At 62.9% G+C, this 24,484-nt stretch carries 24 protein-coding genes; 21 read left to right on the forward strand and 3 right to left on the reverse strand.

The features are described 5' to 3' along the window. Positions 1-2: 2 nt before the first annotated feature. From pyrH to P3T18_RS22500, 14 genes are all read left to right on the forward strand, one after another. Positions 3-716 (forward strand): UMP kinase, encoded by a 714-nt coding sequence (pyrH, locus tag P3T18_RS22435; protein WP_011488865.1) that lies wholly within the window; start codon positions 3-5, stop codon positions 714-716. Positions 717-815: 99 nt separating this feature from the next. Next, complete coding sequence (gene frr, locus P3T18_RS22440) at positions 816-1,376, forward strand: ribosome recycling factor (protein WP_012433445.1); 561 nt, start codon at positions 816-818, stop codon at positions 1,374-1,376. Between the two features lie 67 nt (positions 1,377-1,443). Further along, positions 1,444-2,226, forward strand: coding sequence for a polyprenyl diphosphate synthase (uppS, locus tag P3T18_RS22445; RefSeq protein WP_429302167.1), 783 nt, complete (start codon positions 1,444-1,446; stop codon positions 2,224-2,226). Further along, the gene (locus tag P3T18_RS22450) at positions 2,220-3,041 is read left to right on the forward strand and encodes a phosphatidate cytidylyltransferase (RefSeq protein ID WP_429302168.1); all 822 of its coding nucleotides are present in this window, start codon (positions 2,220-2,222) and stop codon (positions 3,039-3,041) included. Before uppS ends, P3T18_RS22450 begins: the two co-directional genes overlap by 7 nt. A 10-nt stretch (positions 3,042-3,051) precedes the next feature. Next, positions 3,052-4,257: a 1-deoxy-D-xylulose-5-phosphate reductoisomerase gene (locus P3T18_RS22455; protein ID WP_429302169.1), complete on the forward strand. Its 1,206-nt coding sequence runs from the start codon at positions 3,052-3,054 to the stop codon at positions 4,255-4,257. 7 nt (positions 4,258-4,264) lie between these two features. Further along, a complete protein-coding gene (gene rseP / locus P3T18_RS22460; RefSeq protein WP_429302170.1) occupies positions 4,265-5,650 on the forward strand; it encodes an RIP metalloprotease RseP in 1,386 nt (461 codons plus the stop codon). A 67-nt stretch (positions 5,651-5,717) separates the two neighbouring features. After that, entirely contained in the window at positions 5,718-8,021 is a 2,304-nt protein-coding gene (bamA, locus tag P3T18_RS22465; RefSeq protein WP_429302171.1) for an outer membrane protein assembly factor BamA, read from the forward strand. 47 nt (positions 8,022-8,068) lie between these two features. Continuing rightward, on the forward strand, positions 8,069-8,599 hold the full coding sequence (locus P3T18_RS22470; RefSeq protein ID WP_429302535.1) for an OmpH family outer membrane protein: 531 nt from the start codon (positions 8,069-8,071) through the stop codon (positions 8,597-8,599). Between the two features lie 98 nt (positions 8,600-8,697). Further along, positions 8,698-9,786 (forward strand): UDP-3-O-(3-hydroxymyristoyl)glucosamine N-acyltransferase, encoded by a 1,089-nt coding sequence (gene lpxD, locus P3T18_RS22475; RefSeq protein WP_429302172.1) that lies wholly within the window; start codon positions 8,698-8,700, stop codon positions 9,784-9,786. A gap of 196 nt (positions 9,787-9,982) precedes the next feature. Next, entirely contained in the window at positions 9,983-10,447 is a 465-nt protein-coding gene (fabZ, locus tag P3T18_RS22480; protein ID WP_006048683.1) for a 3-hydroxyacyl-ACP dehydratase FabZ, read from the forward strand. A gap of 99 nt (positions 10,448-10,546) precedes the next feature. Beyond that, positions 10,547-11,335 (forward strand): acyl-ACP--UDP-N-acetylglucosamine O-acyltransferase, encoded by a 789-nt coding sequence (gene lpxA / locus P3T18_RS22485; RefSeq protein WP_429302173.1) that lies wholly within the window; start codon positions 10,547-10,549, stop codon positions 11,333-11,335. A gap of 3 nt (positions 11,336-11,338) precedes the next feature. After that, the gene (lpxB, locus tag P3T18_RS22490) at positions 11,339-12,508 is read left to right on the forward strand and encodes a lipid-A-disaccharide synthase (RefSeq protein WP_429302174.1); all 1,170 of its coding nucleotides are present in this window, start codon (positions 11,339-11,341) and stop codon (positions 12,506-12,508) included. Then, positions 12,505-13,287 carry a ribonuclease HII gene (rnhB, locus tag P3T18_RS22495; protein WP_429302175.1) on the forward strand — a complete coding sequence of 261 codons (783 nt, stop codon included), beginning with the start codon at positions 12,505-12,507 and terminating at the stop codon, positions 13,285-13,287. The genes lpxB and rnhB overlap by 4 nt, the downstream gene beginning before the upstream one ends. A gap of 61 nt (positions 13,288-13,348) precedes the next feature. After that, the gene (locus tag P3T18_RS22500) at positions 13,349-14,128 is read left to right on the forward strand and encodes a TrmH family RNA methyltransferase (RefSeq protein WP_429302176.1); all 780 of its coding nucleotides are present in this window, start codon (positions 13,349-13,351) and stop codon (positions 14,126-14,128) included. 76 nt (positions 14,129-14,204) lie between these two features. Here the strand turns inward: P3T18_RS22500 and ppsR are convergent, their stop codons facing one another. Next, positions 14,205-15,020: a posphoenolpyruvate synthetase regulatory kinase/phosphorylase PpsR gene (ppsR, locus tag P3T18_RS22505; RefSeq protein ID WP_408149129.1), complete on the reverse strand. Its 816-nt coding sequence runs from the start codon at positions 15,018-15,020 to the stop codon at positions 14,205-14,207. Positions 15,021-15,557: 537 nt separating this feature from the next. Between ppsR and ppsA the strand changes: the two genes are divergently transcribed. The 3 genes from ppsA (at position 15,558) to P3T18_RS22520 (ending at position 19,560) form a co-directional block, all read left to right on the forward strand. Then, positions 15,558-17,963 (forward strand): phosphoenolpyruvate synthase, encoded by a 2,406-nt coding sequence (gene ppsA, locus P3T18_RS22510; RefSeq protein ID WP_429302177.1) that lies wholly within the window; start codon positions 15,558-15,560, stop codon positions 17,961-17,963. A gap of 153 nt (positions 17,964-18,116) precedes the next feature. After that, positions 18,117-18,572: an NfeD family protein gene (locus P3T18_RS22515; RefSeq protein WP_429302178.1), complete on the forward strand. Its 456-nt coding sequence runs from the start codon at positions 18,117-18,119 to the stop codon at positions 18,570-18,572. 55 nt (positions 18,573-18,627) lie between these two features. Beyond that, on the forward strand, positions 18,628-19,560 hold the full coding sequence (locus P3T18_RS22520; RefSeq protein ID WP_429302179.1) for an SPFH domain-containing protein: 933 nt from the start codon (positions 18,628-18,630) through the stop codon (positions 19,558-19,560). Between the two features lie 33 nt (positions 19,561-19,593). Here P3T18_RS22520 and smpB read toward each other — a convergent pair whose 3' ends face one another. Then, positions 19,594-20,040: an SsrA-binding protein SmpB gene (gene smpB, locus P3T18_RS22525; protein ID WP_012433428.1), complete on the reverse strand. Its 447-nt coding sequence runs from the start codon at positions 20,038-20,040 to the stop codon at positions 19,594-19,596. Between the two features lie 100 nt (positions 20,041-20,140). On the opposite strand from smpB, the gene P3T18_RS22530 reads away from it, so the two are divergent. Next, positions 20,141-20,578, forward strand: coding sequence for a type II toxin-antitoxin system RatA family toxin (locus tag P3T18_RS22530; protein WP_028199353.1), 438 nt, complete (start codon positions 20,141-20,143; stop codon positions 20,576-20,578). Beyond that, positions 20,575-20,907: an RnfH family protein gene (locus P3T18_RS22535; protein WP_429302180.1), complete on the forward strand. Its 333-nt coding sequence runs from the start codon at positions 20,575-20,577 to the stop codon at positions 20,905-20,907. Before P3T18_RS22530 ends, P3T18_RS22535 begins: the two co-directional genes overlap by 4 nt. 36 nt (positions 20,908-20,943) lie before the next feature. Here the strand turns inward: P3T18_RS22535 and P3T18_RS22540 are convergent, their stop codons facing one another. Then, a complete protein-coding gene (locus P3T18_RS22540) occupies positions 20,944-21,930 on the reverse strand; it encodes a DMT family transporter (RefSeq protein ID WP_429302181.1) in 987 nt (328 codons plus the stop codon). A 260-nt stretch (positions 21,931-22,190) separates the two neighbouring features. On the opposite strand from P3T18_RS22540, the gene guaB reads away from it, so the two are divergent. Both guaB and P3T18_RS22550 read left to right on the forward strand, forming a co-directional pair. Beyond that, entirely contained in the window at positions 22,191-23,651 is a 1,461-nt protein-coding gene (gene guaB / locus P3T18_RS22545; protein WP_429302182.1) for an IMP dehydrogenase, read from the forward strand. 6 nt (positions 23,652-23,657) lie between these two features. Next, positions 23,658-24,416, forward strand: a complete 759-nt coding sequence (locus P3T18_RS22550; protein ID WP_429302183.1) for a hypothetical protein — start codon at positions 23,658-23,660, stop codon at positions 24,414-24,416. Positions 24,417-24,484 lie beyond the last annotated feature (68 nt).

Consider the following 24,484-nt stretch of genomic DNA (forward strand, 5'->3'; position numbering starts at 1 on the left):
CTATGCCCACTGCCTACAAACGCGTCCTGCTCAAACTCTCCGGTGAAGCTCTGATGGGCGACGATGCCTTTGGCATCAATCGCGCAACCATCGAACGAATGGTGGCGGACGTGGCCGAAGTGGTTCGGCTCGGCACGCAACTGGCGGTGGTCATCGGCGGCGGCAATATTTTCCGCGGTGTCGCGGGCGGCGCGGCGGGTATGGATCGCGCCACGGCCGACTACATGGGCATGCTGGCCACCATGATGAACGCGCTGGCCCTGCAGGACGCCATGCGCCATGCCGGTATCGAGGCGCGCGTGCAATCCGCGCTGCGTATGGATCAGGTGGTCGAGCCGTACATCCGGCCCCGCGCGATCCGTCAACTCGAAGAAGGCAAGGTCGTGATTTTCGCGGCCGGCACCGGCAACCCGTTCTTCACGACCGACACCGCTGCGGCTTTGCGCGGTTCGGAAATCGGCGCGGAAGTCGTACTGAAGGCAACCAAGGTGGACGGCGTCTATTCGGCCGATCCCAAGAAAGACCCGAGCGCGACGCGTTACACCACGATCAGCTTCGACGAAGCCATCGGCCGCAATCTGCAGGTGATGGACGCCACGGCGTTCGCGCTGTGCCGCGACCAGAAGCTGCCGATCCGCGTGTTTTCGATCGTCAAGCCGGGCGCGCTCAAGCGCATCGTACAAGGCGAGGACGAAGGTACGCTCGTCCACGTGTAAACTCTCGTTCACATAACGTGGGCTTTGACGCGAGCCCGGGCCGCCGCATTTTGCGCGCGCTGGCCGGTTCGCACCGTTTTAAGGTTCGGAGGTTTAAAAATGTCTGTGGCTGATATCAGGAAGGGCGCTGAGCAGAAGATGCAGCGTTCCATCGACGCGTTCAAGAACGATCTGTCGAAGATCCGCACGGGCCGTGCGCACACTGGCTTGCTCGATCACATTCAGTGCGACTACTACGGTTCGCCGGTGCCGATTTCGCAGGTCGCGAACCTGACGCTGATCGACGCACGCACGATCGGCGTGCAGCCGTGGGAAAAGAAGATGGTTCAGGTCGTCGAAAAGGCGATCCGTGAATCCGACCTCGGCCTGAACCCGGCCACGCAAGGCGACGTGATCCGCGTGCCGATGCCCGCGCTGACCGAAGAGCGCCGCCGCGAACTGACCAAAGTGGTCAAGAGCGAAGCGGAAACCGCCAAGGTTGCCGTGCGCAATTTGCGCCGTGACGCCAACGAACAGCTCAAGAAGCTCGTTAAAGACAAGGAAATTTCGGAAGACGACGAGCGTCGTGCAGGTGACGACGTTCAGAAGCTGACGGACAAGTTCGTCGCCGAGATCGACAAGCTGGTCGTGACGAAAGAAGCCGAGATCATGACAGTCTGAGGCCTGTCGGGCACTCAGCACTTTCAGGATTTCCACTTCTTTACTTGCAGTCACTGTTCCAACGGCCATGACCTATACCAGCTCAACCGTGCGCGTGCCTGATGTCGCCGCGGTGCCGCGACATATCGCGATCATCATGGATGGCAACGGCCGTTGGGCGACCCAGCGCCGCCTGCCGCGCGTTGCCGGCCACACGCGCGGCGTCGATGCCGTGCGCGCGGCCGTCGAAGCGTGCGCCCGGCAGGGCGTCGAATATCTGACGCTGTTCGCTTTCAGTTCCGAAAACTGGCGCCGTCCAAACGACGAAGTGTCGTTCCTGATGCGCCTGTTCGTCACCGCGCTGGAGCGCGAGATCGGCAAACTGCACGCCAACGGCATCCGCCTGCGCGTAGTCGGCGATCTGTCGAAGTTCGATACGCGCATCCGCGACCTGATTCGCCGCGCGGAAACCAAAACCGCGCGCAATACCCGTCTCACGTTGACCATCGCCGCCAATTACGGCGGTCGCTGGGACATCATGCAGGCTACCCGCAAGCTCGCCGAGCAATCGGCGCTGGCGGGACAAGCCGTCGAGGTGACCGAGGAATCGTTCGCCGAGCACCTCTCGATGGCTTATGCGCCGGAGCCGGACCTGTTCATCCGCACCGGCGGCGAGCGCCGCGTCAGCAACTTCCTGCTGTGGCAACTCGCCTACACCGAGTTTTACTTCACCGACACCTATTGGCCGGATTTCGACGCAGACGCGCTCGGCCATGCCATCGCGTCGTATGCGGAGCGTGAGCGCCGCTTCGGCCGCACCAGTGCTCAACTCGAGCCGCAATCGCAGAACGTCGATTCGCTTCCATGCTAAAAACCCGTGTCATCACGGCGATCATCCTGCTGGCAGTGTTCCTGCCCGTCACGTTGTTCGCGCCGGTGGGCGCGTTCGGCGCGCTGATCGCTTTCGTCGTCGTGTTCGCTGCGTGGGAATGGGCGCGCCTGCTCAAGCTTGGCGGCGCCGGCCCGGTCATTTACGCGCTCGTCGCGGCCGCGGCGCTCGTCGTGAGTACGCGTCTGGGCACCGGCATCGAAGAGCCCCGGCCGCTGTTTCAGGCGGCCGCTGTTTTCTGGGTCATCGCCGGCCCTTACGTGTTGCTGCGCAAGCCCACGCTGGCTCAGGGCGCCTGGCGCACCTTTCTGTTTCTTGCGGGCATTGTGGTATTCGTCGCGTGCTGGCATGCTCTCGTCGCCGCGCGCATGAAGGGCGTGCCGTTCGTGTTGTCGCTGCTGCTGTTGGTCTGGCTGGCCGATATCGGCGCATACTTCTCCGGAAAAGCTTTCGGAAAGCACAAACTGGCGCCGGCCATCAGTCCGGGCAAAACCTGGGAAGGCGCGATCGGCGGTTGGGTGGCGGTCATGATCGTCGCCGCTGCCGCGGTCTTTTTGCATGCGTTCGAGCCGACCCTGTATTCTGCGCTTCTGGCGCAATTGGGCGCCGTCCGTGCGCTACTCGCGTTGACTCTGCTGGTGGCCTTCAGCGTGGTCGGCGACCTGTTCGAATCAATGATGAAACGCCAGGCCGGAGTGAAAGATTCAAGCGGCCTGTTGCCGGGGCACGGCGGCGTGCTCGACCGCATCGACGCCTTATTGCCGGTGCTGCCGCTTGCCATGCTGCTGCTCGGCTAGAGAAAGAGATATGCAAAAACGTCTGACATTGCTCGGTTCCACGGGCTCGATTGGAGACAGCACGCTCGACGTCGTCGCGCGTCATCCCGAGCGCTTCGCGGTTTACGCGCTCACCGCACATCGCAACGGCGACAAGCTCGTCGAACAATGCCTGCGCTTCCAGCCGGAAGTCGCGGTCGTGGGCGACGCGGACACGGCGGCTAACGTCGCTGCAAAGCTGCGCGAAGCGGGCAGCAAGACCGAAGTCACCTACGGGCCGCAGGCGCTCGTCGACGTGTCGAAAAGCGAAGGCTGCGACACCGTGGTGGCGGCGATCGTCGGCGCGGCGGGGCTTGCGCCCAGTCTGGCCGCGGCGCGCGCCGGCAAGCGCATCCTGCTGGCCAACAAGGAAGCGCTGGTGATGTCCGGCTCGATCTTTATGGACGCGGTGCGCGACAACGGCGCCATCCTGCTGCCGGTCGACAGCGAACACAACGCCATTTTCCAATGCCTGCCGCGCGAAGCCGCGCTGCACGGCGGTGTCTCCAAGATCATTCTGACTGCGTCCGGCGGCCCGTTCCGTACCCGCGAGCCGTCCAGCCTGGTCGACGTCACGCCCGACGAAGCCTGTAAGCATCCGAACTGGGTCATGGGTCGCAAGATTTCCGTCGACTCGGCCACGATGATGAACAAGGGCCTCGAAGTGATCGAGGCGCACTGGCTGTTCGACCTGCCGGGCGAGCGCATCGAAGTGCTCATCCATCCGCAAAGCGTGATTCACTCGATGGTCTCGTACGCAGACGGTTCGGTGCTCGCGCAACTCGGCAATCCCGACATGCGCACGCCGATCGCGCATGCGCTGGCATTTCCTGATCGCGTCGACTCCGGCGTCGCGCAACTCGATCTGCTGCAGGTCGCGTCGTTGTCGTTCGAAAAGCCGGATTACGCGCGTTTCCCGTGCCTCGCGCTCGCTGTCAAGGCGCTGGCCGAAGGCGGCCTCGCGAGCGCGGCGCTGAATGCCGCCAACGAAATCGCGGTCGAAGCGTTCCTGTCACGGCAGATCGGCTTCATGGCGATCGCTCAGGTGGTCGAGTCGGTGCTCAACGCGCTGCCGAACCAGAGCGCGCACGCCCTCGAAGACGTAATCGAGGCGGATGCCGCCGCGCGTCGCGCGGCCGCTGAGTTCATTGCGCGTCTGCCTGACAGCGCTCGCCGCACGGAACGCGCCGTCCAGTGAGGCGCTCATGAACCTGCTGATCGAACTGCTCGCCTTCGCCGTCGCGATTGGCGTACTCGTGGTCGTCCACGAATACGGCCATTACAGCGTCGCGCGCTGGTGCGGCGTCAAGGTGTTGCGCTTTTCGATCGGCTTCGGCAAACCGCTGTTCCAGTGGGTGAGCCCCAAAACCGGCACTGAATGGACCATCGCCGCGTTGCCGCTCGGCGGCTACGTGAAGATGCTCGACGAACGGGAAACCGGCGGCGCGCCGATTCCGGCCGAATCCTTGCCGCAGGCCTTCAACCGGAAGTCGGTGTGGCGTCGCTTCGCGATCGTCGCAGCAGGGCCCGTCGCGAATTTCCTGCTGGCCATCGTGCTGTTCGCGCTCGTGTTCGCTACCGGCGTGACCGAGCCCGCAGCCATCGTCGCCGCGCCGGCTTCGAATACGCTGGCGGCGAAAGCAGGGTTCGAAGGCGGCGAGACGGTCGTCGGCGTGCGCGCCGAGAACGAGGCCGAATCGGAATCCGTGCGCTCCTGGTCCGACTTGCGCTGGAAGCTGCTCGGTGCGGCGTTCGATCACAAACGCGTGGTGTTGAGCGCCAAAGACGCGCACGGCACTTCCGATTTCCAGTTCGATCTGCGCGGTCTCACCGAGAAAGACGTCGACGACGACTTCATGTCGCACCTCGGTCTGGAGCCGGGCGGCGGCAAGCTGATGGTTGCCGGCGTGCAGCCGGGCAGCGCGGCTCAGCAGGCTGGGCTCGTCGCGGGCGATCGTCTGCGTGCTGTCGACGGTATTCCCACCGAGAACGCTACGGCGTTCATCGCGTACGTGAAGTCGCATGCCGGTCAGCCGGTCACGTTGAAGGTGGAGCGTGGCGGGCAGTCGGCCGGCAAGCTCGAAGACGTGCGCATCGTGCCGCAATCGCAGCGCGACGAGGTCACCGGTCAGCAGATCGGGCGCATCGGCGCGGAACTGGCTACGCAGGTGCCGTCAATCGACGTGCGCTACGGGCCGCTCGAAAGTCTGCAATTGGGTGCGCGCCGCACGTGGGATCTTGCCGTTTATTCGGTGCGAATGTTCGGAAGGATGGTAATCGGCGAAGCTTCGCTGAAAAATCTTTCGGGCCCCGTAACGATCGCCGATTACGCAGGAAAGAGCGCACGTCTAGGTCCTTCTGCATTTCTGTCGTTCCTCGCCCTTGTCAGTATTAGCCTCGGCGTACTGAACCTGTTACCAATTCCGGTATTGGACGGGGGGCATCTGTTATATTATTTGGTTGAAGCTGTAACCGGCAAAGTTGTCTCCGATCGCTGGCAACTCGTTTTTCAGAGGGCGGGTCTCGCCTGCATCGTCGCCTTGTCGGCGATCGCGCTGTTCAACGATCTGGCTCGTTTAATCCATTTTTAAAGTGTCCGGCGGCGTTCACGATGGCGACCGCCCGACCTGATGCAGCTATACACACTGGGGAAGCACGTTGTTTAAACCTCATCGCTTTGTTCCAAAGACGGTTATAGCCGCGGCGTTTGCCGCGCATGGGCTGGTTGCTCACGCAACGACGCCCTTCGTGGTGCAAGACATCCGGATCGAGGGATTGCAACGCGTCGAACCCGGCACCGTGTTCGCGTATCTCCCCATCAAGCAAGGTGACACGTTCAGCGACGACAAGGCTTCTGAAGCCATTCGCGCGCTGTATGCCACCGGCTTCTTCAACGACGTCAAGATCGCAACCGAAGGCAACGTCGTCATCGTGCAGGTGCTCGAGCGTCCGGCCATCGGCACGATCGATTTCGCGGGCATTCACGAATTCGACAAGGAAAACCTGACCAAGGCGCTGCGCGCGGTCGGTTTGTCGCAAGGTCGTTACTACGACAAGGCGCTGGTCGACAAGGCCGAGCAGGAATTGAAGCGTCAGTACCTGACGCGCGGTTACTACGCCGCCGAAGTCACCACCACGATCACGCCGATCGACCGCAATCGCGTCTCGGTGCTGTTCTCGGTGGCCGAAGGTCCGAGCGCGAAGATCCGCCAGATCAACTTCATCGGCAACAAGGCATTCAGCACCGGCACGCTGCGTGACGAAATGCAGCTGTCCACGCCGAACTGGTTCTCGTGGTACACGAAGAACGACCTGTACGCGAAAGACAAGCTCACCGGTGACCTCGAAAACGTCCGCTCGTATTACCTGAATCGCGGCTATCTCGAGTTCAATATCGAGTCGACCCAGGTGTCGATCACGCCGGACAAGAAGGACATGTATCTCACGGTCACGCTGCATGAAGGCGAGCCGTACACGATCAACAGCATCAAGCTCGCCGGCAATCTGCTCGATCGCGAAGGCGAGCTGTCCAAGCTCATCAAGATCAAACCGGGCGACCGTTTCTCGGCCGAGAAACTGCAAGCCACTACCAAGGCTATCGTCGACAAGCTGGGTGAATACGGCTACGCGTTCGCCACGGTGAATGCCCAACCGCAGATCGACCAGGAACACCACAAGGTCGACCTGACGCTGCAGGTCGATCCGAGCCGCCGCGTGTACGTGCGCCGTATCAACGTGGTCGGCAACACGCGTACTCGCGACGAAGTCGTGCGCCGCGAAATGCGCCAGCTCGAAAGCTCATGGTTCGATTCGAACCGCCTCGCGCTGTCGAAAGACCGGATCAACCGTCTCGGCTACTTCACCGACGTGGACGTGACCACGGTTCCGGTGGAAGGCACGCCCGACCAGGTCGACGTCGACGTCAAGGTGGCCGAAAAGCCGACCGGCGCCATTACGCTGGGCGCGGGCTTCTCGTCGACCGACAAGGTGGTGCTGTCGGCCGGCGTTTCGCAGGACAACGTGTTCGGTTCGGGCACGAGTCTCTCCGTGAACGTGAATACCGCCAAGACGTATCGCACGTTGACGGTGACGCAGGTCGACCCGTACTTCACGGTCGACGGCATCAAGCGGATTACGGACGTCTACTACCGTACCTATCAGCCGTTGTACTACTCGACCGATTCGAGCTTCAAGATCGTTACCGTGGGTGGCGACCTGAAGTTCGGCATTCCGTTCTCGGAAGTCGACACGGTGTACTTCGGCGCGGGTCTCGAGCAGAACCAGCTCGATATCGACAGCAACACGCCGCAAAGCTATATCGACTACGTGAACGAATTCGGTCGCGTGTCGAACAACGTGCCGATCACGGTGGGCTGGTCGCGCGACGCGCGTGACAGCGCGCTGGTCCCGAGCCGCGGCTACTTCACGCAGGCGAACGCCGAATACGGCACGCCGATCGGCGGCACGCAGTACTACAAGGCCGACATCAACGCGCAGTACTATTATTCGTTCTCGCGCGGCTTCGTGCTGGGCTTCAACTTCCAGGGCGGCTACGGTAACGGCCTCGGCGGCAAGCCTTACCCGATTTTCAAGAACTACTACGCCGGCGGTATCGGTTCGGTCCGCGGCTACGAGCCGAGCTCGCTGGGTCCGCGCGACGCCAAGACGAACGACCCGATCGGCGGCTCGAAGCTGCTGGTGGGTAACATCGAGTTGACGTTCCCGCTGCCGGGTACGGGTTACGACCGCACGCTGCGCGTCTTCACGTTCCTCGACGGCGGTAACGTGTGGGGCACGGAAGGTAACAGCGTCGGCGCGAACGGTTTGCGTTACGGCTATGGTGTGGGTCTGGCGTGGATCTCGCCGATCGGCCCGCTCAAGCTCAGCCTGGGTTTCCCGCTCGTGAAGCATACGGGCGACCAGTATCAGAAATTCCAGTTCCAGATCGGGACGGCATTCTGATCCCGGCAACGGGCGGCTGGCCAAATTACAGTATCGAGAGGATGACTTTGCTAACCGGTATGTTTTCGAAACGTGTGGCATGCGCATTCGCGCTGGCAATGACGCTGGGTGTCGGCATGGCGGGGGCGGCGCACGCCCAGGAAGCCAGGATCGCGGCCGTGAATTCGGACCGTATCCTGCGCGAGTCGGCCGCTGCCAAAGCTGCCCAGGTCAAGCTCGAGGCCGAATTCGCCAAGCGCGACAAGGATCTCGCCGACATGGCGGCAAAGCTCAAGTCGATGTCGGACTCGCTCGACAAGAGCGGCGCGTCGATGTCGGCTGCGGATCGCGCGCAGAAGCAGCGCGATCTGTCGCAACTCGACACGGATTTCCAGCGCAAGCAACGCGAATTTCGCGAAGACCTGAACCAGCGCCGTAACGAAGAGCTGGCGGCGGTGCTCGACCGGGCCAACAAGGTGATCAAGCAGATCGCCGAGCAACAGCATTACGACCTGATCGTTCAGGAAGCGGTGTATGTCAGCCCGCGCATCGACATTACCGATCAGGTATTGAAGGCGCTGGCGGCGTCGGGCAACTGAGCCCGCGCCGGGCGCCGCGCGGTTCGCCGCGTCGGGCCGTAGCATTGCAGTACCGCAAGTCGAACACGCTGGATTGAATTGCAGGAGACAGGATAGGCATGGCATTTACGCTTGAGGACATCGTCCAACGGTTCGGCGGTGAAGTTGTCGGAGACCGTTCGCAGCGTGTCGGCAGTCTGGCGCCGCTCGACCAGGCAGGCCCGGACCAGTTGGCGTTCCTCGCCAATCCGAAGTATCTGTCGCAGGTCGAGACGACCCGCGCGGGCGCGGTGTTGATCAACGCCGCCGATCTCGCCAAACTGAGCGCCAGCGAAGGCCGTAACTTCATCGTCACGCCGAATCCGTACGCTTACTTCGCGCGCGTCGCGCAGACTTTCATCGACATGGCCGCGCCTAAACCGGTGCCGGGCGTGCATCCCAGTGCAACCATCGACCCGTCGGCGCAAATCGCCGCGAGCGCGGTGATCGGGCCGCACGTCACGGTGGAAGCGGGCGCGGTAATCGGCGAAAACGTGCGGCTCGACGCGAACGTCGTGATCGGTCGCGGTACGCGAATCGGCGCGGGTTCGCATCTTTATCCCAATGTCGCGGTGTATTACGGCTGCAAGATCGGCGAGCGCGTGATCGTGCATGCCGGCGCGGTGATCGGCTCGGACGGTTTCGGCTTCGCGCCGGATTTCGTGGGCGAGGGCGAGGCGCGTACCGGTAGCTGGGTGAAGATTCCGCAGGTCGGCGGCGTGTCGATCGCGGCGGATGTCGAAATCGGCGCGAACACGACGATCGATCGCGGCGCGATGGCCGACACGATCATCGAAGAGTGCGTGAAGATCGACAACCTCGTGCAGATCGGCCACAACTGCAAGGTCGGTGCGTACACGGTCATCGCCGGTTGCGCGGGCATCGCCGGCAGCACCACCATCGGCCGCCATTGCATGATCGGCGGCGCGGTCGGCATCGCCGGCCACGTCACGCTGGCCGATTACGTCATCGTCACGGCAAAATCGGGCGTGTCGAAGTCGTTGCTCAAGCCCGGCATGTACACCAGCGCGTTCCCGGCCGTAAATCACGCCGATTGGAACAGGAGCGCCGCCTTGCTGCGCAACATCGACAAACTTCGCGACCGAATCAGGGCGCTCGAAAGTGCCGCGGCAGACAAGCAGCCCGGCACCGCGAGCGACAAAGACTGAGATTTCAGGGCGAGCCGTCCGCGCCGCGTAAAATAGCGGGTAAGCATCACGAAGCACCACAGGAAGCAACGTCGGTTGCCGTGACCGGGTGGCACGGCCGCCGGGCTGCGGCGAGCGCCGGCAGCATGCGTCACCAACCCACCTGCGCCAGCATCCGCAGTCATCACCGCGCAGTCAATGCGTGAGCAGAAACACCATGAGCACCGAAAAAATCAATCTCGACATTCATAAGATTCTCACGCTGCTGCCGCATCGTTACCCGATCCTGCTGGTCGATCGGGTGCTCGAACTCGAGCCGCACAAGAGCATCAAAGCGTTGAAGAACGTGTCGATCAACGAACCGTATTTTCAAGGCCACTTCCCGACCCGTCCGGTGATGCCCGGCGTGCTGATTCTCGAAGCACTCGCGCAAACAGCGGCGTTGCTGACGTTTTCGGAAGAGCCGAGCGATCCGTCGAACACGCTGTATCTGTTCGTCGGCATCGACAATGCGCGCTTCAAGCGCGTGGTGGAACCGGGCGATCAGTTGATCCTGAACTGCACGTTCGAGCGTCACATGCGCGGAATCTGGAAGTTCAAGGCGCGTGCCGAAGTGGATGGCGTCGTGGCGGCGGAAGCCGATCTGATGTGCGCAGTGCGCCATACGGACAAAGACGCGTAAGCGGCAACGGGACCGCGCGTGGCGCGCAGCCTGTGCGCGAGCGCTGCCGGCCCGGCGAAGTCCATCCACACAACGCAACAGAATGAGAAGCGAGGACGCATGAGCAGGATTCATCCCACTGCGATCATCGAACCGGGCGCACAACTCGACGAAACCGTCGAGATCGGTCCGTATGCCGTGATCGGTGCACATGTGACCATCGGCGCGCGAACCACCGTCGGTTCGCACAGCGTGATCGAAGGTCACACCACGATCGGCGAAGACAACCGCATCGGCCACTACGCGTCGGTCGGCGGCCGTCCGCAGGACATGAAGTACAAGGACGAGCCCACGCGGCTCGTTATCGGCGATCGCAACACGATTCGCGAATTCACCACGATCCACACGGGTACGACGCAGGACGCAGGCGTCACCACGCTCGGCGACGACAACTGGATCATGGCCTACGTGCACATCGGGCACGACTGCCACGTCGGCAATAACGTCATCCTGTCGAGCAACGCGCAGATGGCCGGCCACGTCACCATCGGCGACCACGCGATCGTCGGCGGCATGTCGGGCGTGCATCAGTTCGTGCGCATCGGCGCGCACTCGATGCTTGGCGGCGCTTCCGCACTCGTCCAGGACATTCCGCCGTTCGTGATCGCCGCCGGCAACAAGGCCGAGCCGCACGGCATCAACGTGGAAGGTTTGCGCCGTCGCGGCTTTTCGCCCGACGCCATCTCCGCGCTGCGCGCCGCGTATCGTCTGCTGTACAAGAATGGCCTGTCGCTCGAAGAGGCGAAGGTGCAGTTGCGCGAGCTCGCTTCGGCGGGCGGCGACGGCGACGCGCCCGTGCAGACGCTGCTGGCGTTTGTCGAAGCGTCGCAACGCGGCATCATCCGTTAAGCGATGGTCCTGCAACCCAGTCCGCTGCGCGTCGCGATGGTCGCGGGCGAGCCGTCCGGCGATCTGCTGGCGGCCTCGCTGCTCGACGGCCTCGCAAGCCGCCTGCCGGCCGCCACCCAGTATTACGGGATCGGCGGTCCGCGCATGATCGCCGCGGGTTTCGACGCCCATTGGCCGATGGAAAAACTGACGGTGCGCGGCTATGTCGAAGCACTGCGGCACATTCCTGAAATCCTCGGTATCCGCAACGAGCTCAAGCGGCAGTTGCTGGCAGAGCCGCCGTCGGTGTTCGTCGGCGTCGATGCGCCCGATTTCAACTTCGGTCTCGAGCATCCGCTGCGCGAAGCCGGCATTCCCACGGTGCATTTCGTCTGCCCGTCGATCTGGGCGTGGCGCGGCGGCCGTATCAAGAAGATCGCCAAAGCGGTCGATCACATGCTGTGCGTGTTCCCGTTCGAAACGGCGCTGCTGGAAAAGGCTGGCGTCGCGGCGTCCTACGTGGGCCATCCGCTTGCCGACGAAATCCCGTTCGAACCCGACACGCTCGGCGCGCGTCGCGCGCTCGGTCTGGCGGAGAGCGGCCCGATCATCGCCGTGTTGCCGGGTAGCCGGCGCTCGGAAATCGATCTGATCGGCCCGACGTTCTTCGCCGCGATGGAAATGATGCAGCACCAGGAGCCCGGTCTGCGTTTCGTCATGCCGGCCGCCACGCCGGCGCTGCGCGAGATGCTGCGTCCGCTGGTCGACTCGCACCCAGGTCTTGCGCTCACAATCACCGACGGCCAGTCGCAACTCGCCATGACCGCGGCCGACGCGATTCTGGTGAAGAGCGGCACCGTGACGCTCGAAGCGGCGCTGCTGAAAAAGCCGATGGTGATTTCCTACAAGGTGCCCTGGCTGACCGGTCAGATCATGCGCCGTCAGGGCTATCTGCCTTACGTCGGTCTGCCGAATATTCTGGCGGGACGCTTCGTCGTGCCGGAGATCCTGCAGCACTTCGCCACGCCCCAAGCGCTCGCCGAGGCCACGCTGAAACAGTTGCGCGACGAAGCCAACCGGCGCACGCTGACGGAAATCTTCACGGAGATGCATCACGTGCTGAAGCAGAACACCGCCCAGCGTGCGGCGGAAGTCGTGGCGAACGTCGTCGAAACGCGTAGGGCGCGCTCGTGACCAGCGCGCGGGCACCACGTGGAAAGGCCGCGCGCGTGGCGGGCGCGGCAGCGCAGGTCGGCCTCGAGTTCGAGACGCCGGACGATATCGTCTGCGGCGTCGATGAAGCCGGGCGCGGTCCGCTCGCCGGCCCGGTCGTCGCCGCGGCGGTGATTTTCGATCCGTCGAAGCCGATGATTCGCGGACTCGACGATTCCAAGGCACTCACGGCGAAAAAGCGCGACGAGCTGTACGACAAGATCGTCGACCGTGCGCTGGCTTACTGCATTGCCTCGGCGAGTGTCGAAGAAATCGACTCGCTGAATATTCTGCATGCCACCATGCTGGCCATGAAGCGCGCCGTGGAAGGGCTGAAAGTCGTGCCCACGCTGGTCAAGGTCGACGGCAACCGTTGTCCCACCTTGAGCATTCGCAGCGAGGCGGTAATCGGCGGCGACGCGTTGGTCAAAAGCATTTCGGCCGCTTCGATTCTCGCCAAAGTCACGCGCGATCGCATGCTGCTCGAACTGCACCAAACGTTTCCGGTTTACGGCTTCAATGCGCATGCCGGTTATGGCACGCCGCAGCACCTCGCGGCGCTGCGTGAACATGGCCCGTGCGAACACCATCGGCGCTCGTTCGCCCCGGTGCGTGAGGCGCATCTGCGCTTCGGCACGGGCGTTTCGTTGCCGGCAGGCAAGGTGGTTGTCGTGCCGGGCGCGCTCGTCGACGTCATGACCGACGCAACGTCCGGCATCATGCCCGACGACGACGCTTTCGGCGAACGCGCCGGCGCCTGAGCGCCGTGCCGCACCGCGCGCGTCGCTTACTTCCCATTCATTCTCACTGTCTGCGCTGCCTGTGAAAGCCATCACCTCGCGGGACAATCCGCTCTATAAGCGCCTCAAGGCACTGGCCGGCTCGACGCATCAGCAGCGGCGCAGCGGCCACGCGCTGCTCGAAGGCTTCCATCTGGCGAGCGCTTATCTCGACGTCGCCGGGCAGCCGGAGATGTGCATCGTGACCGACGGTGCGCTTCAGCACGACGAAGCGCAGGCGATCGTCTCGCGTATCGAAGACCATCGTCTGGTGACGTTGCCGGATGCGCTTTTCGGACAGTTGTCCAATGTCGTGCATGGCGTCGGTATTCTTCTGCTGGTCGAAAAGCTCGACACGCCGTTGCCCGACAAAATCGACGAAACCTGTCTCGTTCTCGACGGTGTGCAGGATGCGGGCAACGTCGGCTCGATTCTGCGCAGCGCGGCCGCCGCTGGCATTCAGCGTGTGTTCTGCGCGCCGGGCACGGCGTACGCATGGTCGTCGAAAGTGCTGCGCTCGGGTATGGGCGCACATTTCCTGCTGCAAATCCACGAAGACGTCGACGCGCACGCCTTGATCGAGCGGCTGGCGGTGCCGGTGGTCATCACGGATTCGCACGGCGCCGAGGCGCTCTACGATTGCGATCTGAGCGGGCAGTTGGCGTGGGTGTTCGGCAACGAAGGGGCGGGGGTGTCGCAAACGTGGCGCGACGCGGTGTCGTTGCGGGTCACGATCCCGCAGCCGGGCGGCATGGAGTCGTTGAACGTGGCGGCGGCTGCGGCGGTGTGCGTATTCGAGCAGTGCCGCCAGCAGCGCGGCTAGTGCGGCGAGTCCGATCTCGCGTTGTTTTTTCGACCGGGCCGCAGGCAAGGCAGCCCGGTCGCCTTCAGGCCGTTGCTCAGTAAGCCGGCCGGTCCAGTTTGATTTCCTGCAGGATCGTCGTCGCGATCTCCTCGATCGACTTGTGCGTCGACGACAACCACTTGATCCCTTCGCGCCGCATCATCGCTTCCGCTTCGTTGATCTCGTAACGGCAATTTTCCGGTGCCGCATATTTGCTGCCCGGACGACGCTCGTTGCGGATTTCCGAAAGCCGTTGCGGATCGATCGACAAACCGAACATTTTCTGGCGATGCGCGAGCAGGGGCGTCGGCAGCTTGCCGCGCTCGAAGTCTTCGGGAATCAGCGGATAGTTCGCCGCCTTCACACCATACTGCATGGCCAGATAGAGGCTCGTCGGGGTTTTGCCGCTGCGCGACACGCCGACCAGAATCACGTCCGCGTCGGCGAGATTGCGGTTCGATTGACCGTCGTCATGAGCGAGCGAAAAATTGATCGCCTCGATGCGGTTCTTGTATTCCTCGGTATCCGCGTTCTGGTGACCACGACCCATGGCGTGGCTCGACTTCAGTTCCAGTTCCTGCTCGAGCGGTTCGACGAAAGTCTGGAACATATCCAGCACGAGCGCGTTCGAACCTTTGACGATCTGATTCGACGCACTGTCCACCAGTGTGGTGAACACGATCGGGCGGCGCCCGTCCTGCACGATGGCTTCGTTGATTTTTTCGAGCGTGGCGTAGGCCTTCTCGGTGGAATCGACGAAGGGCACGCGAACCAGGCGGAATTTCTGGTCGAACTGGGAAAGGATCGAATGCGCGAAGGTTTCGGCAGTGATCCCGGTACCGTCGGAGACGATGAATACGGTGGGCGGCATCAGAGGGGCTGGGAACGTGAGCGCAAAAAAACGCTCGAAGAAAACATCGCTGTTTCGACGTGCGCTGCACGGTGGCTAACCGGAGATTGCAGCGGTGTCTCGACAGCGCACCGTGTACGCCACGAAGGTGCCACGTCGGGCGGCGAGCCTCGCAAAAGCCCGCCTGCCGGTCCGGGGCGCGATTCGAGGCGCAATTCTCGTCCGACAGTCACATTTTGAGAGTCGGCACGGTAGAATAGCGGCAACCTGTTGGATAAGCAATTGCAGGCGATTGGCGTCTAACTCACCGCGAACGGTCGTTCAACGCCTTTCTTTCGGTCGGTAACTTGTGTGTAAAGGATAGGATTGACCGGTAATTTCGGCCATTCGCATTCTTCAGCACGCTTCCGCCCGGTGCGTCGCTTCGCACGGTTTTCGTGCTCATGGCGATTGCTTCTCCAACAGGTTGTGCAAGACGCGAGGTCACGCTCCCAATGGGCGTCTCGCGTTCGAGCCCACTTGCACAGCCGTGAATTTCTTTCACACTTAGGGGCTTGTATGACTAACGCAGTTACCGTCGCAAAGGATAAGGCGTATGTAGTTCCGTTCGAGCAGTTGCGTATGACCGACGTGGAAATCGTCGGCGGCAAGAACGCGTCGCTTGGCGAGATGATCAGTCAACTCGCACAGGCCGGCGTGCGCGTGCCGACCGGTTTCGCCACCACGGCGCTGGCATTTCGCGACTTCTTGCATCACAACGATCTGACTGAGCGCATTGCCAAACGTCTCGAAACGCTGGATGTCGACGACGTGAAGGCGCTCGCCGAAGCGGGCAAGGAAATCCGTCAATGGATCGTCGAGGCCCCGCTGCAGCCGCAACTCGAAGCCGACATTCGTGCGGGCTTCGACACGCTTCAAAACAGCTCGCCTGAAGAGCTGTCGTTTGCCGTGCGTTCCTCGGCAACGGCGGAAGATCTGCCGGACGCTTCGTTCGCCGGTCAGCAGGAAAGCTACCTCAACGTAGTCGGCATCGACGACGTGCTCGATCGCATGAAGCACGTGTTCGCGTCGCTGTATAACGACCGCGCGATCTCCTATCGTGTCCACAAAGGTTTCACCCACGCCGAAGTCGCCTTGTCGGCGGGTGTGCAGCGCATGGTGCGTTCGGACGTCGGCGCGGCCGGCGTGATGTTCACGCTCGACACCGAGTCGGGCTTCAAGGACGCGGTGTTCGTCACGTCGAGCTACGGTCTGGGCGAAACCGTCGTGCAGGGCGCGGTGAATCCGGACGAGTTCTACGTCTACAAGACCACGCTCGCGCAGGGCAAATACCCGATCATCCGCCGCTCGATCGGCTCCAAGCTGATCAAGATGGAATTCACGAAGGCCGGCGAGCAGGGCCGCGTGAAGACGGTCGACGTGCCGCACGAGCAGCGCAACCGCTTCTCGATCACCGACGAAGACGTGATCGAACTCGCGAAATACGCGGTCATCATCGAAAAGCACTACGAACGTCCGATGGACATCGAGTGGGGCAAGGACGGCCGCGACGGCAAGATCTTCATTCTGCAGGCGCGTCCGGAAACGGTGAAGAGCCAGGCCGCGGGCAAGGCCGAGCAGCGCTTCAAGCTGAAGGGTCAGTCGAACGTGCTGGCGACCGGCCGCGCGATCGGCCAGAAGATCGGCGCGGGCCCGGTGCGTGTGATTCACGATCCGTCGGAAATGGACCGTGTGCAACCCGGCGACGTGCTGGTGGCCGACATGACCGACCCGAACTGGGAGCCGGTCATGAAGCGTGCGTCCGCGATCGTCACGAATCGCGGCGGCCGTACCTGCCACGCGGCAATCATCGCGCGTGAGCTGGGTGTGCCGGCCGTGGTCGGCTGCGGCGACGCCACCGACGTGCTGAAGGAAGGCGCGCTGGTCACGGTTTCGTGCGCGGAAGGCGACGAAGGCAAGATCTACGACGGTCTGCTCGAAACCGAAGTGACCGAAGTGCAGCGCGGCGAGCTGCCGGACATCCCGGTCAAGATCATGATGAACGTGGGCAATCCGCAACTCGCCTTCGACTTCTCGCAACTGCCGAACGCAGGCGTGGGTCTGGCGCGTCTCGAGTTCATCATCAACAACAACATCGGCGTTCACCCGAAGGCGATTCTCGAGTATCCGAACATCGATCAGGACCTGAAGAAGGCGGTCGAAAGCGTGGCGCGCGGGCATGCGTCGCCGCGTGCGTTCTACGTCGACAAGCTGACCGAAGGCATCGCCACGATCGCGGCGGCGTTCTATCCGAAGCCCGTGATCGTGCGTCTGTCCGACTTCAAGTCGAACGAGTACAAGAAGCTGATCGGCGGTTCGCGCTACGAGCCGGACGAAGAAAACCCGATGCTGGGTTTCCGTGGCGCGTCGCGCTACATCGCCGACGACTTCGCCGAAGCGTTCCAGATGGAATGCATCGCGCTGAAGAAGGTGCGTGAAGAAATGGGCCTCGACAACGTCGAGATCATGGTGCCGTTCGTGCGTACGCTGAAGCAGGCGGAGCGCGTGGTCGGGCTGCTGGCCAAGTACGGCCTGAAGCGCGGCGAAAACGGTCTGCGCCTGATCATGATGTGCGAAGTGCCGTCAAACGCGATTCTCGCCGAAGAGTTCCTGCAGTACTTCGACGGTTTCTCGATCGGTTCGAACGACCTGACGCAGCTCACGCTCGGCCTCGACCGCGATTCCGGTATGGAATTGCTGGCAGTCGACTTCGACGAACGCGACCCGGCGGTGAAGTTCATGCTCAAGCGCGCGATCGAAACCTGTCTGCGTCTGGACAAGTACGTCGGTATCTGCGGTCAGGGTCCGTCGGACCATCCGGACTTCGCTCAGTGGCTGACCGACGAAGGCATCAAGTCGATCTCGCTGAACCCGGACTCGATCGTCGAGACGTGGCAGCAACTGGCGAAATCGCTGGCGAAGTAAGGCATCAGGCGGGCCGCGTTACTCGGCTCGCATAACGGGCGGTGCACAGTGTCACAAGCATGTAAAACGTGCAGCACCGCCCGAATTTCTGCACCAGCTTCGTGCTATAAACACCCCGGAGATCCGGGGTGTTTTGCTTTGTGGAGGTCGAACGTGGCGCCTGGTGGATTGTTCTGGTGGATCGGGGCGGGGGTGCTGGTCGTGCTGGAGTTGATCAGCGGAACCTTCTATCTGTTAATGATCGCGATCGGCTGTGTCGCGGCTGCCGTGGCGCACATCGCGGGTGCGGCTGCCGACGTGCAGTTCACGGTCGCGGCGGTCGTCGCGCTGGCCGCTGTGCTGTTGCTGAGACGGTCGCGCTTCGGCCGTCGGCTGCGCAAGGAGGCGTCGAAGAATCCGGACGTCAATCTGGATATCGGCCAGACTTTGACCGTGCCGGCGTGGCGCGAGCGTCGCGCGCGTGTGAATTATCGCGGCGCGGCGTGGGACGTCGAACTGGCCAGTGGCGAGCCCGAAGACGCGCAGGTCTACGAAATCACCGAAATGCGCGGCAGCTGCCTCGTGGTCGTGGCGAACCGGCATGCAAAGGCCGGCGCGACCGCGGCCTGACAGTTGGCGCAAAAATACAGCAACAACTATTCGAACTACGGACCGGAGGGCAGTAATGGATTCGACTATCGTCGGGGCGGTGCTTCTTCTCATCGTGATCGTGCTGGCGGCGCAGACGCTGAAGATCGTGCCGCAGCAACACGCCTGGGTGCTCGAGCGGCTCGGTCGCTATCACCGGACACTGACGCCCGGACTGAGCTTCGCGTTTCCGTTCGTCGACCGGATTGCGTACAAGCACATCCTCAAGGAAATTCCGCTCGAAGTGCCGAGCCAGGTGTGCATCACGCGCGACAACACGCAATTGCAGGTAGACGGCGTGCTGTATTTCCAGGTGACCGATCCGATGAAGGCTTCGTATGGGTCGAGCAATTTCGTCTTCGCCATCACCCAACTCTCGCAGACCACGCTGCGCTCCGTCATCGGCAAACTCGAACTCGACAAGACCTTCGAAGAGCGTGATTTCATCAATCACAGCATCGTTTCGTCGCTCGACGAAGCCGCGTCGAACTGGGGCGTAAAAGTACTGCGCTACGAGATCAAGGATCTGACGCCGCCGAAGGAAATCCTGCACGCCATGCAGGCGCAAATCACCGCCGAGCGTGAGAAGCGCGCGTTGATCGCCGCTTCTGAAGGGCGTAAGCAGGAGCAGATCAATATCGCTTCGGGCGGGCGTGAGGCGGCCATCCAGAAGTCGGAAGGCGAGCGTCAGGCGGCCATCAACCAGGCGCAGGGTCAGGCGGCGGCCATCCTCGCCGTGGCCGAAGCCAACTCGCAGGCAATCCAGAAGATCGCCGCGGCCATTCAGTCGAACGGCGGCATGGAGGCAGTCAATCTGAAGGTGGCCGAACAGTATGTGAATGCGTTCGGCAACGTGGCCAAGCAGGGCACCACGCTGATCGTGCCGGGCAATCTGGCCGATATGAGTTCGATGATCGCCTCGGCGCTGACGATCGTGAACAAAGGGAAGGGCGCGACGGACGCGCGTTGAACTCGCGCGCCGCAGTCCGGGCGCGCGGCGAACTCAGGTGGGCGAGCGCATCAGGCGCGCCTTTTCGCGCTCCCAGTCACGCTTCTTCTCGGTTTCGCGTTTGTCGTGCTGCTTCTTGCCCTTGGCAAGGCCGATCTCACATTTGACGCGACCGCCCTTGTAATGGAAGTTCAGCGGCACGAGCGTGTAGCCGCGTTGCTCGACCTTGCCGATCAGCTTGCTGATTTCTTCGCTGTGCAAAAGCAGTTTGCGCGTGCGTACCGGGTCGGGATTGATGTGGGTCGAGGCTTCGGGCAGCGGGCTGATGTGCGTACCGATCAGGAACAGTTCGTTATTCTTGATAACGACGTAACCTTCCTTGATCTGGCCGCGCCCGGCGCGCAGCGCCTTGACCTCCCATCCTTCGAGCACGAGCCCTGCTTCATAGCGTTCTTCGACCGAGTAGTCGTAGAAGGCTTTTCTGTTGTCGATGATGCTCATGAATGGAAAGTGCCCAACTCGTTTAAAATCACGATTTTAGCAAAGCGGGGCAAGGAAAGCCCGCCGCGCTCGTCCACCCTTGCCACGCGCTGTTCAATTTATGGCAGATGTCCAGAAAACCGTGTTGATCCGCCATTCGGCGGAACAGATGTTCGACCTCGTTACCGACGTCGCCGACTACCCCAACTTCCTGCCCTGGTGCGGTGGCGTCGAGATTCGCCGCCAGGACGAAACCGGCATGGAGGCGAAGATCGATATCAACTTCAAGGGCATCAAGCAGCATTTCGCCACGCGTAACAGCATGGAGCGGCCCACGCGCATCGACATGGAATTCGCAGACGGCCCGTTTCGCAAGTTCACGGGTTTCTGGCGCTTCACGCCGTTGCGCGCGGATGCCTGCAAGATCGAATTCGCGCTGCACTACGAATTCACCAACATCATTCTCGAGAAAATCATCGGGCCGGTGTTCAGTCACATTGCCAACACCTTCGTCGAGTCGTTCGTGAAGCGCGCCGATCAACGGTACGGTAAGGCATGAGCGCGCGCTTGTCGATTGAAGTCTGCTACGCCTTGCCCGGCGAGCAGGCACTCGTCACGGTAGACCTGCCCGTGGGCGCCACGGTGCAGCAGGCGCTCGACGCAAGCGGCCTGCTGAAGCGCTTTCCGCAAATCGATCCCGGCACGCAGAAGGTGGGTGTGTTCGGCAAGCTGAAGCCGCTCGACGCCGTGCTCGCCGATCACGACCGCGTCGAAATTTACCGGCCGCTACTGGTCGATCCTAAGTTGTCGCGGCAACGCCGCGTGGAGAAAACCCGCAAGGCGGGTTCGATCGAAGGGCGTCGCTGGCAGAACCGGGATTCGCGCTAGGCGGATTCCGCTGGAGGCGGTCGCGCCACCTTTTCGTCAGGGCGCAGACGCCTGCGCCTTGTCGTCGATCAGCGTCGCGCCGGACGAATCGTCGTCGGCATGCTGGCGAACCGACCAGCAGACGCCCGCCACCAGCAGCAGAATGGCGGCCGTTTCCAGTGGCCGCGGCAGCCGCTGGTCGTAGATGAAGGCGTAAAGCAGCGCAAAAAGCGTCTCGAACACGATCATCTGACCGGACAGCGTGAGCGGCAGCCGCTTGGACGCGGCGTTCCACAGACCATTGCCGAGCCACGACGCGCCGATCGCGAGGCCGAGATTCAGCATCCAGAAGCTGTGCCAGCGGTCGGCGGTGAGCTGGTTGGCTGCGTCCGGCAACCCGCCCACGGGCAGCACGGCGATCAGCAGCCACAGCGCGGCGCCCAGCGCGCCGGTCACCACACCCCACAACACCGACCATTCGTTGCCGCTGAAGCGCGTCTGCCGCTGCAGGTAGCGGGCGTTTTCGACCGCAAACCAGGTCCAGCAGGCGAGCGCGCCGACGGCGCAGGCGAGGCCCAGCAGCTTGGTCGTGACGCCGACGGGCGCGCTGTCGGCCGCGGTGAACACGTCGACGTTGATGCAGGCGATGCCGGCCATCACCATTGCGAGCGGCCAGGCGAGGCGGGCGAGCGGCACGGCGCCGTGATCGCGCCGGCCGAGCAGCGTGACGGTGACAGGCAGCACGCCGACGATCAGCGAGGCCGGCGCGATGCCGATCAGATGGACGGCGGCGGTCAGCAGCAGGTAGTAGAGCAGGTTGCCGGCCAGCGCGAGTTTGACGAGCGCGCTTAAATCTTCGCGGGTCAGCCGTTTGACGAGCGAGCGGGCGACCGGCAACGCGGCCGCGAGCGAAACGATGCCGTACATCGTGTAGCGGCCCGCGCTCAGCAGGAGCGGCGAGAAATCGGGCAGCACGCGCGGCACCAGAAACACCATGCCCCAAAGGGCTCCGGCCATTACTCCATAAGCCACACCGCGCTGCATCGACTGCCCCTGCAAGAAAAACTGGAATGGTCGGCAGAATAGCCGGTCGGCCGGGCGGCGTCTTGTTCGATCCTGCATTCCGGCGTCCTGGAGCCGAACGCGCAAACGAAACCCGATCGAACCCGAGGTGAACGGATAAGCGAAATTCAAGGGCCCGAAGTGACGAAAAAAATCCGCCGAAATTCGCTAAGCTGCTGTTCGTGCAGTGAAAAGCGGGGAGGTATCGCGTATAATTCGCTTTTGCGCCTATAGGATTTGCCATGCGTCTGATCCAAACAGCACTCACGTTCGATGACGTGCTCCTCGTCCCGGCCTTCTCCGATGTTCTGCCGCGCGACACCAGCCTCAAGACCCGGCTGACCCGCAACATTTCCCTGAATATGCCGCTCGTGTCCGCCGCCATGGACACCGTCACCGAAGCCCGTCTCGCCATTGCGATGGCGCAAATGGGTGGCGTGGGCATCATCCACAAGAACCTCACGCCGGCCGAGCAGGCGCGTGAAGTCGCCAAGGTCAAGCGTTTCGAATCGGGCGTCGTGCGCGATCCGATCACCGTGCCGCCGCAAATGAAGGTGCGCGACGTGATCGCGCTGTCGCGCCAGCATGGCATTTCGGGCTTCCCGGTCGTCGAAGGCGCGCAGCTGATCGGCATCGTCACGAACCGCGACCTGCGTTTCGAAGAGCGTCTGGACGAACCGGTGCGCAACATCATGACGCCGCGCGAGCGTCTGGTTACCGTCAAGGAAGGCACGCCGCTCGCCGAAGCCAAGGCGCTAATGCACAGCCACCGCCTCGAACGCGTGCTGGTCATCAACGACGCATTCGAACTGCGCGGCCTGATGACGGTGAAAGACATCACCAAGCAGACCGAACACCCGGACGCCTGTAAAGACGAGCACGGCAAGCTGCGCGCGGGCGCGGCGGTGGGCGTGGGCGAAGACAACGAAGAGCGCGTGTCGCTGCTGGTCGCGGCGGGTGTCGACGTGATCGTGGTCGATACGGCGCACGGCCACAGCAAGGGCGTGCTCGAACGCGTCAAGTGGGTCAAGCAGAACTTCCCGCACGTGGAAGTGATCGGCGGCAACATCGCCACGGCCGCGGCAGCGAAGGCGCTGGTCGAATACGGCGCAGACGGCGTGAAGGTCGGCATCGGTCCGGGCTCGATCTGCACCACGCGAATCGTCGCCGGCGTCGGCGTGCCGCAGGTCACCGCCATTTCGAACGTCTCGGAAGCGCTCAAGGGCACGGGCGTGCCGGTCATCGCCGACGGCGGCGTGCGCTTCTCGGGCGACGTCAGCAAGGCGCTGGCTGCCGGCGCGAACGCCGTGATGATGGGCAGCATGTTCGCCGGCACGGAAGAAGCTCCGGGCGACGTGTTCCTGTTCCAGGGCCGTCAGTACAAGTCGTACCGCGGCATGGGTTCGGTTGGCGCCATGAAAGACGGCGCGGCAGACCGCTACTTCCAGGACAACTCCGCGAATATCGACAAGCTGGTGCCGGAAGGTATCGAAGGCCGCGTCGCGTACAAGGGCTCGGTCAACGCAATCCTGTTCCAGCTGATCGGCGGCGTGCGCGCCAGCATGGGTTACTGCGGCTGCCGCACCATTGCCGAAATGAACGACAAGGCCGAGTTCGTGCAGATCACGGGCGCGGGCCTGCGCGAGTCGCATGTGCATGATGTCCAGATCACCAAGGAAGCGCCCAACTACCACGTGGACTAAACGCCAATGAAGCCATTGCTGCGCGCTGTACTCATCCTCGATGCCCTGTTGCTGCTTGCGTTCGGCCTGCTGTTTCTGCTGACGCCGTGGACTTCGTTGTACAACGCGCTGCTTCTGGTGCAAACCCAGCCGGCTCTGGTCGGCCAGGGGTTTGGCGTGGCGCTGATCGGGCTGGCCTGGCTGGCCCTGCATGCGTCGATCGACGGGGCGCTCACCTCGACGGTCGCCAAGGTGGTCGGGCATGTGAACTGGCTAACCGGCGTGTTGATGCTGGTCTGGCTGCTCGGGCTGCATACGCCGGCGCTCACCGGTTTCGGGCAGATCGTCGCCGTGTTGACGGGCGTCGTGTTGCTCGTGATCGGCCTGGGCGGCGTGCGTTTGTCCGGTGCAGTGCGAAAGCGTGAGCGGTTGCGGGTGGCCGAGGCCGCTGCTGCCGGGCGCGCCGAACGGCAAGCTGAAAAAGACGCCGCGAAAAATGCGGCTAACCGGCGCGAGCCGGGCCATGTCACGGCAGGTTTTCCGGTGTATCGCGCCGAGCCGGTCGTGGAGCCTGTGATTCCCGTTACGCATCCTGGCGCGGCATTCGTGGTGCCGGAACGTCCGGTCGTCGTCGACGACCCGTCGCTGACTGCGGCGGAACGGGCCGAGCGCGCTGAACACAGCGCGCGCGTCGCCAGCGCCGAGGCCGCCGCAGCACGCGACGAAGCTCGTGACGAAGCCCGCAATTCCGCTGCCGACGCACCCCGGCCACCGCTTCATGGCTGACGCGCCGAGCGTCGCTCCGATCGTCAAGCCAGGCGAATTCCGTTCGCGTTCGCCGCAAGACCGGGCGC

The sequence above is a fragment of the Paraburkholderia sp. GAS199 genome (genome assembly GCF_050436585.1).
GTDB lineage: Bacteria > Pseudomonadota > Gammaproteobacteria > Burkholderiales > Burkholderiaceae > Paraburkholderia.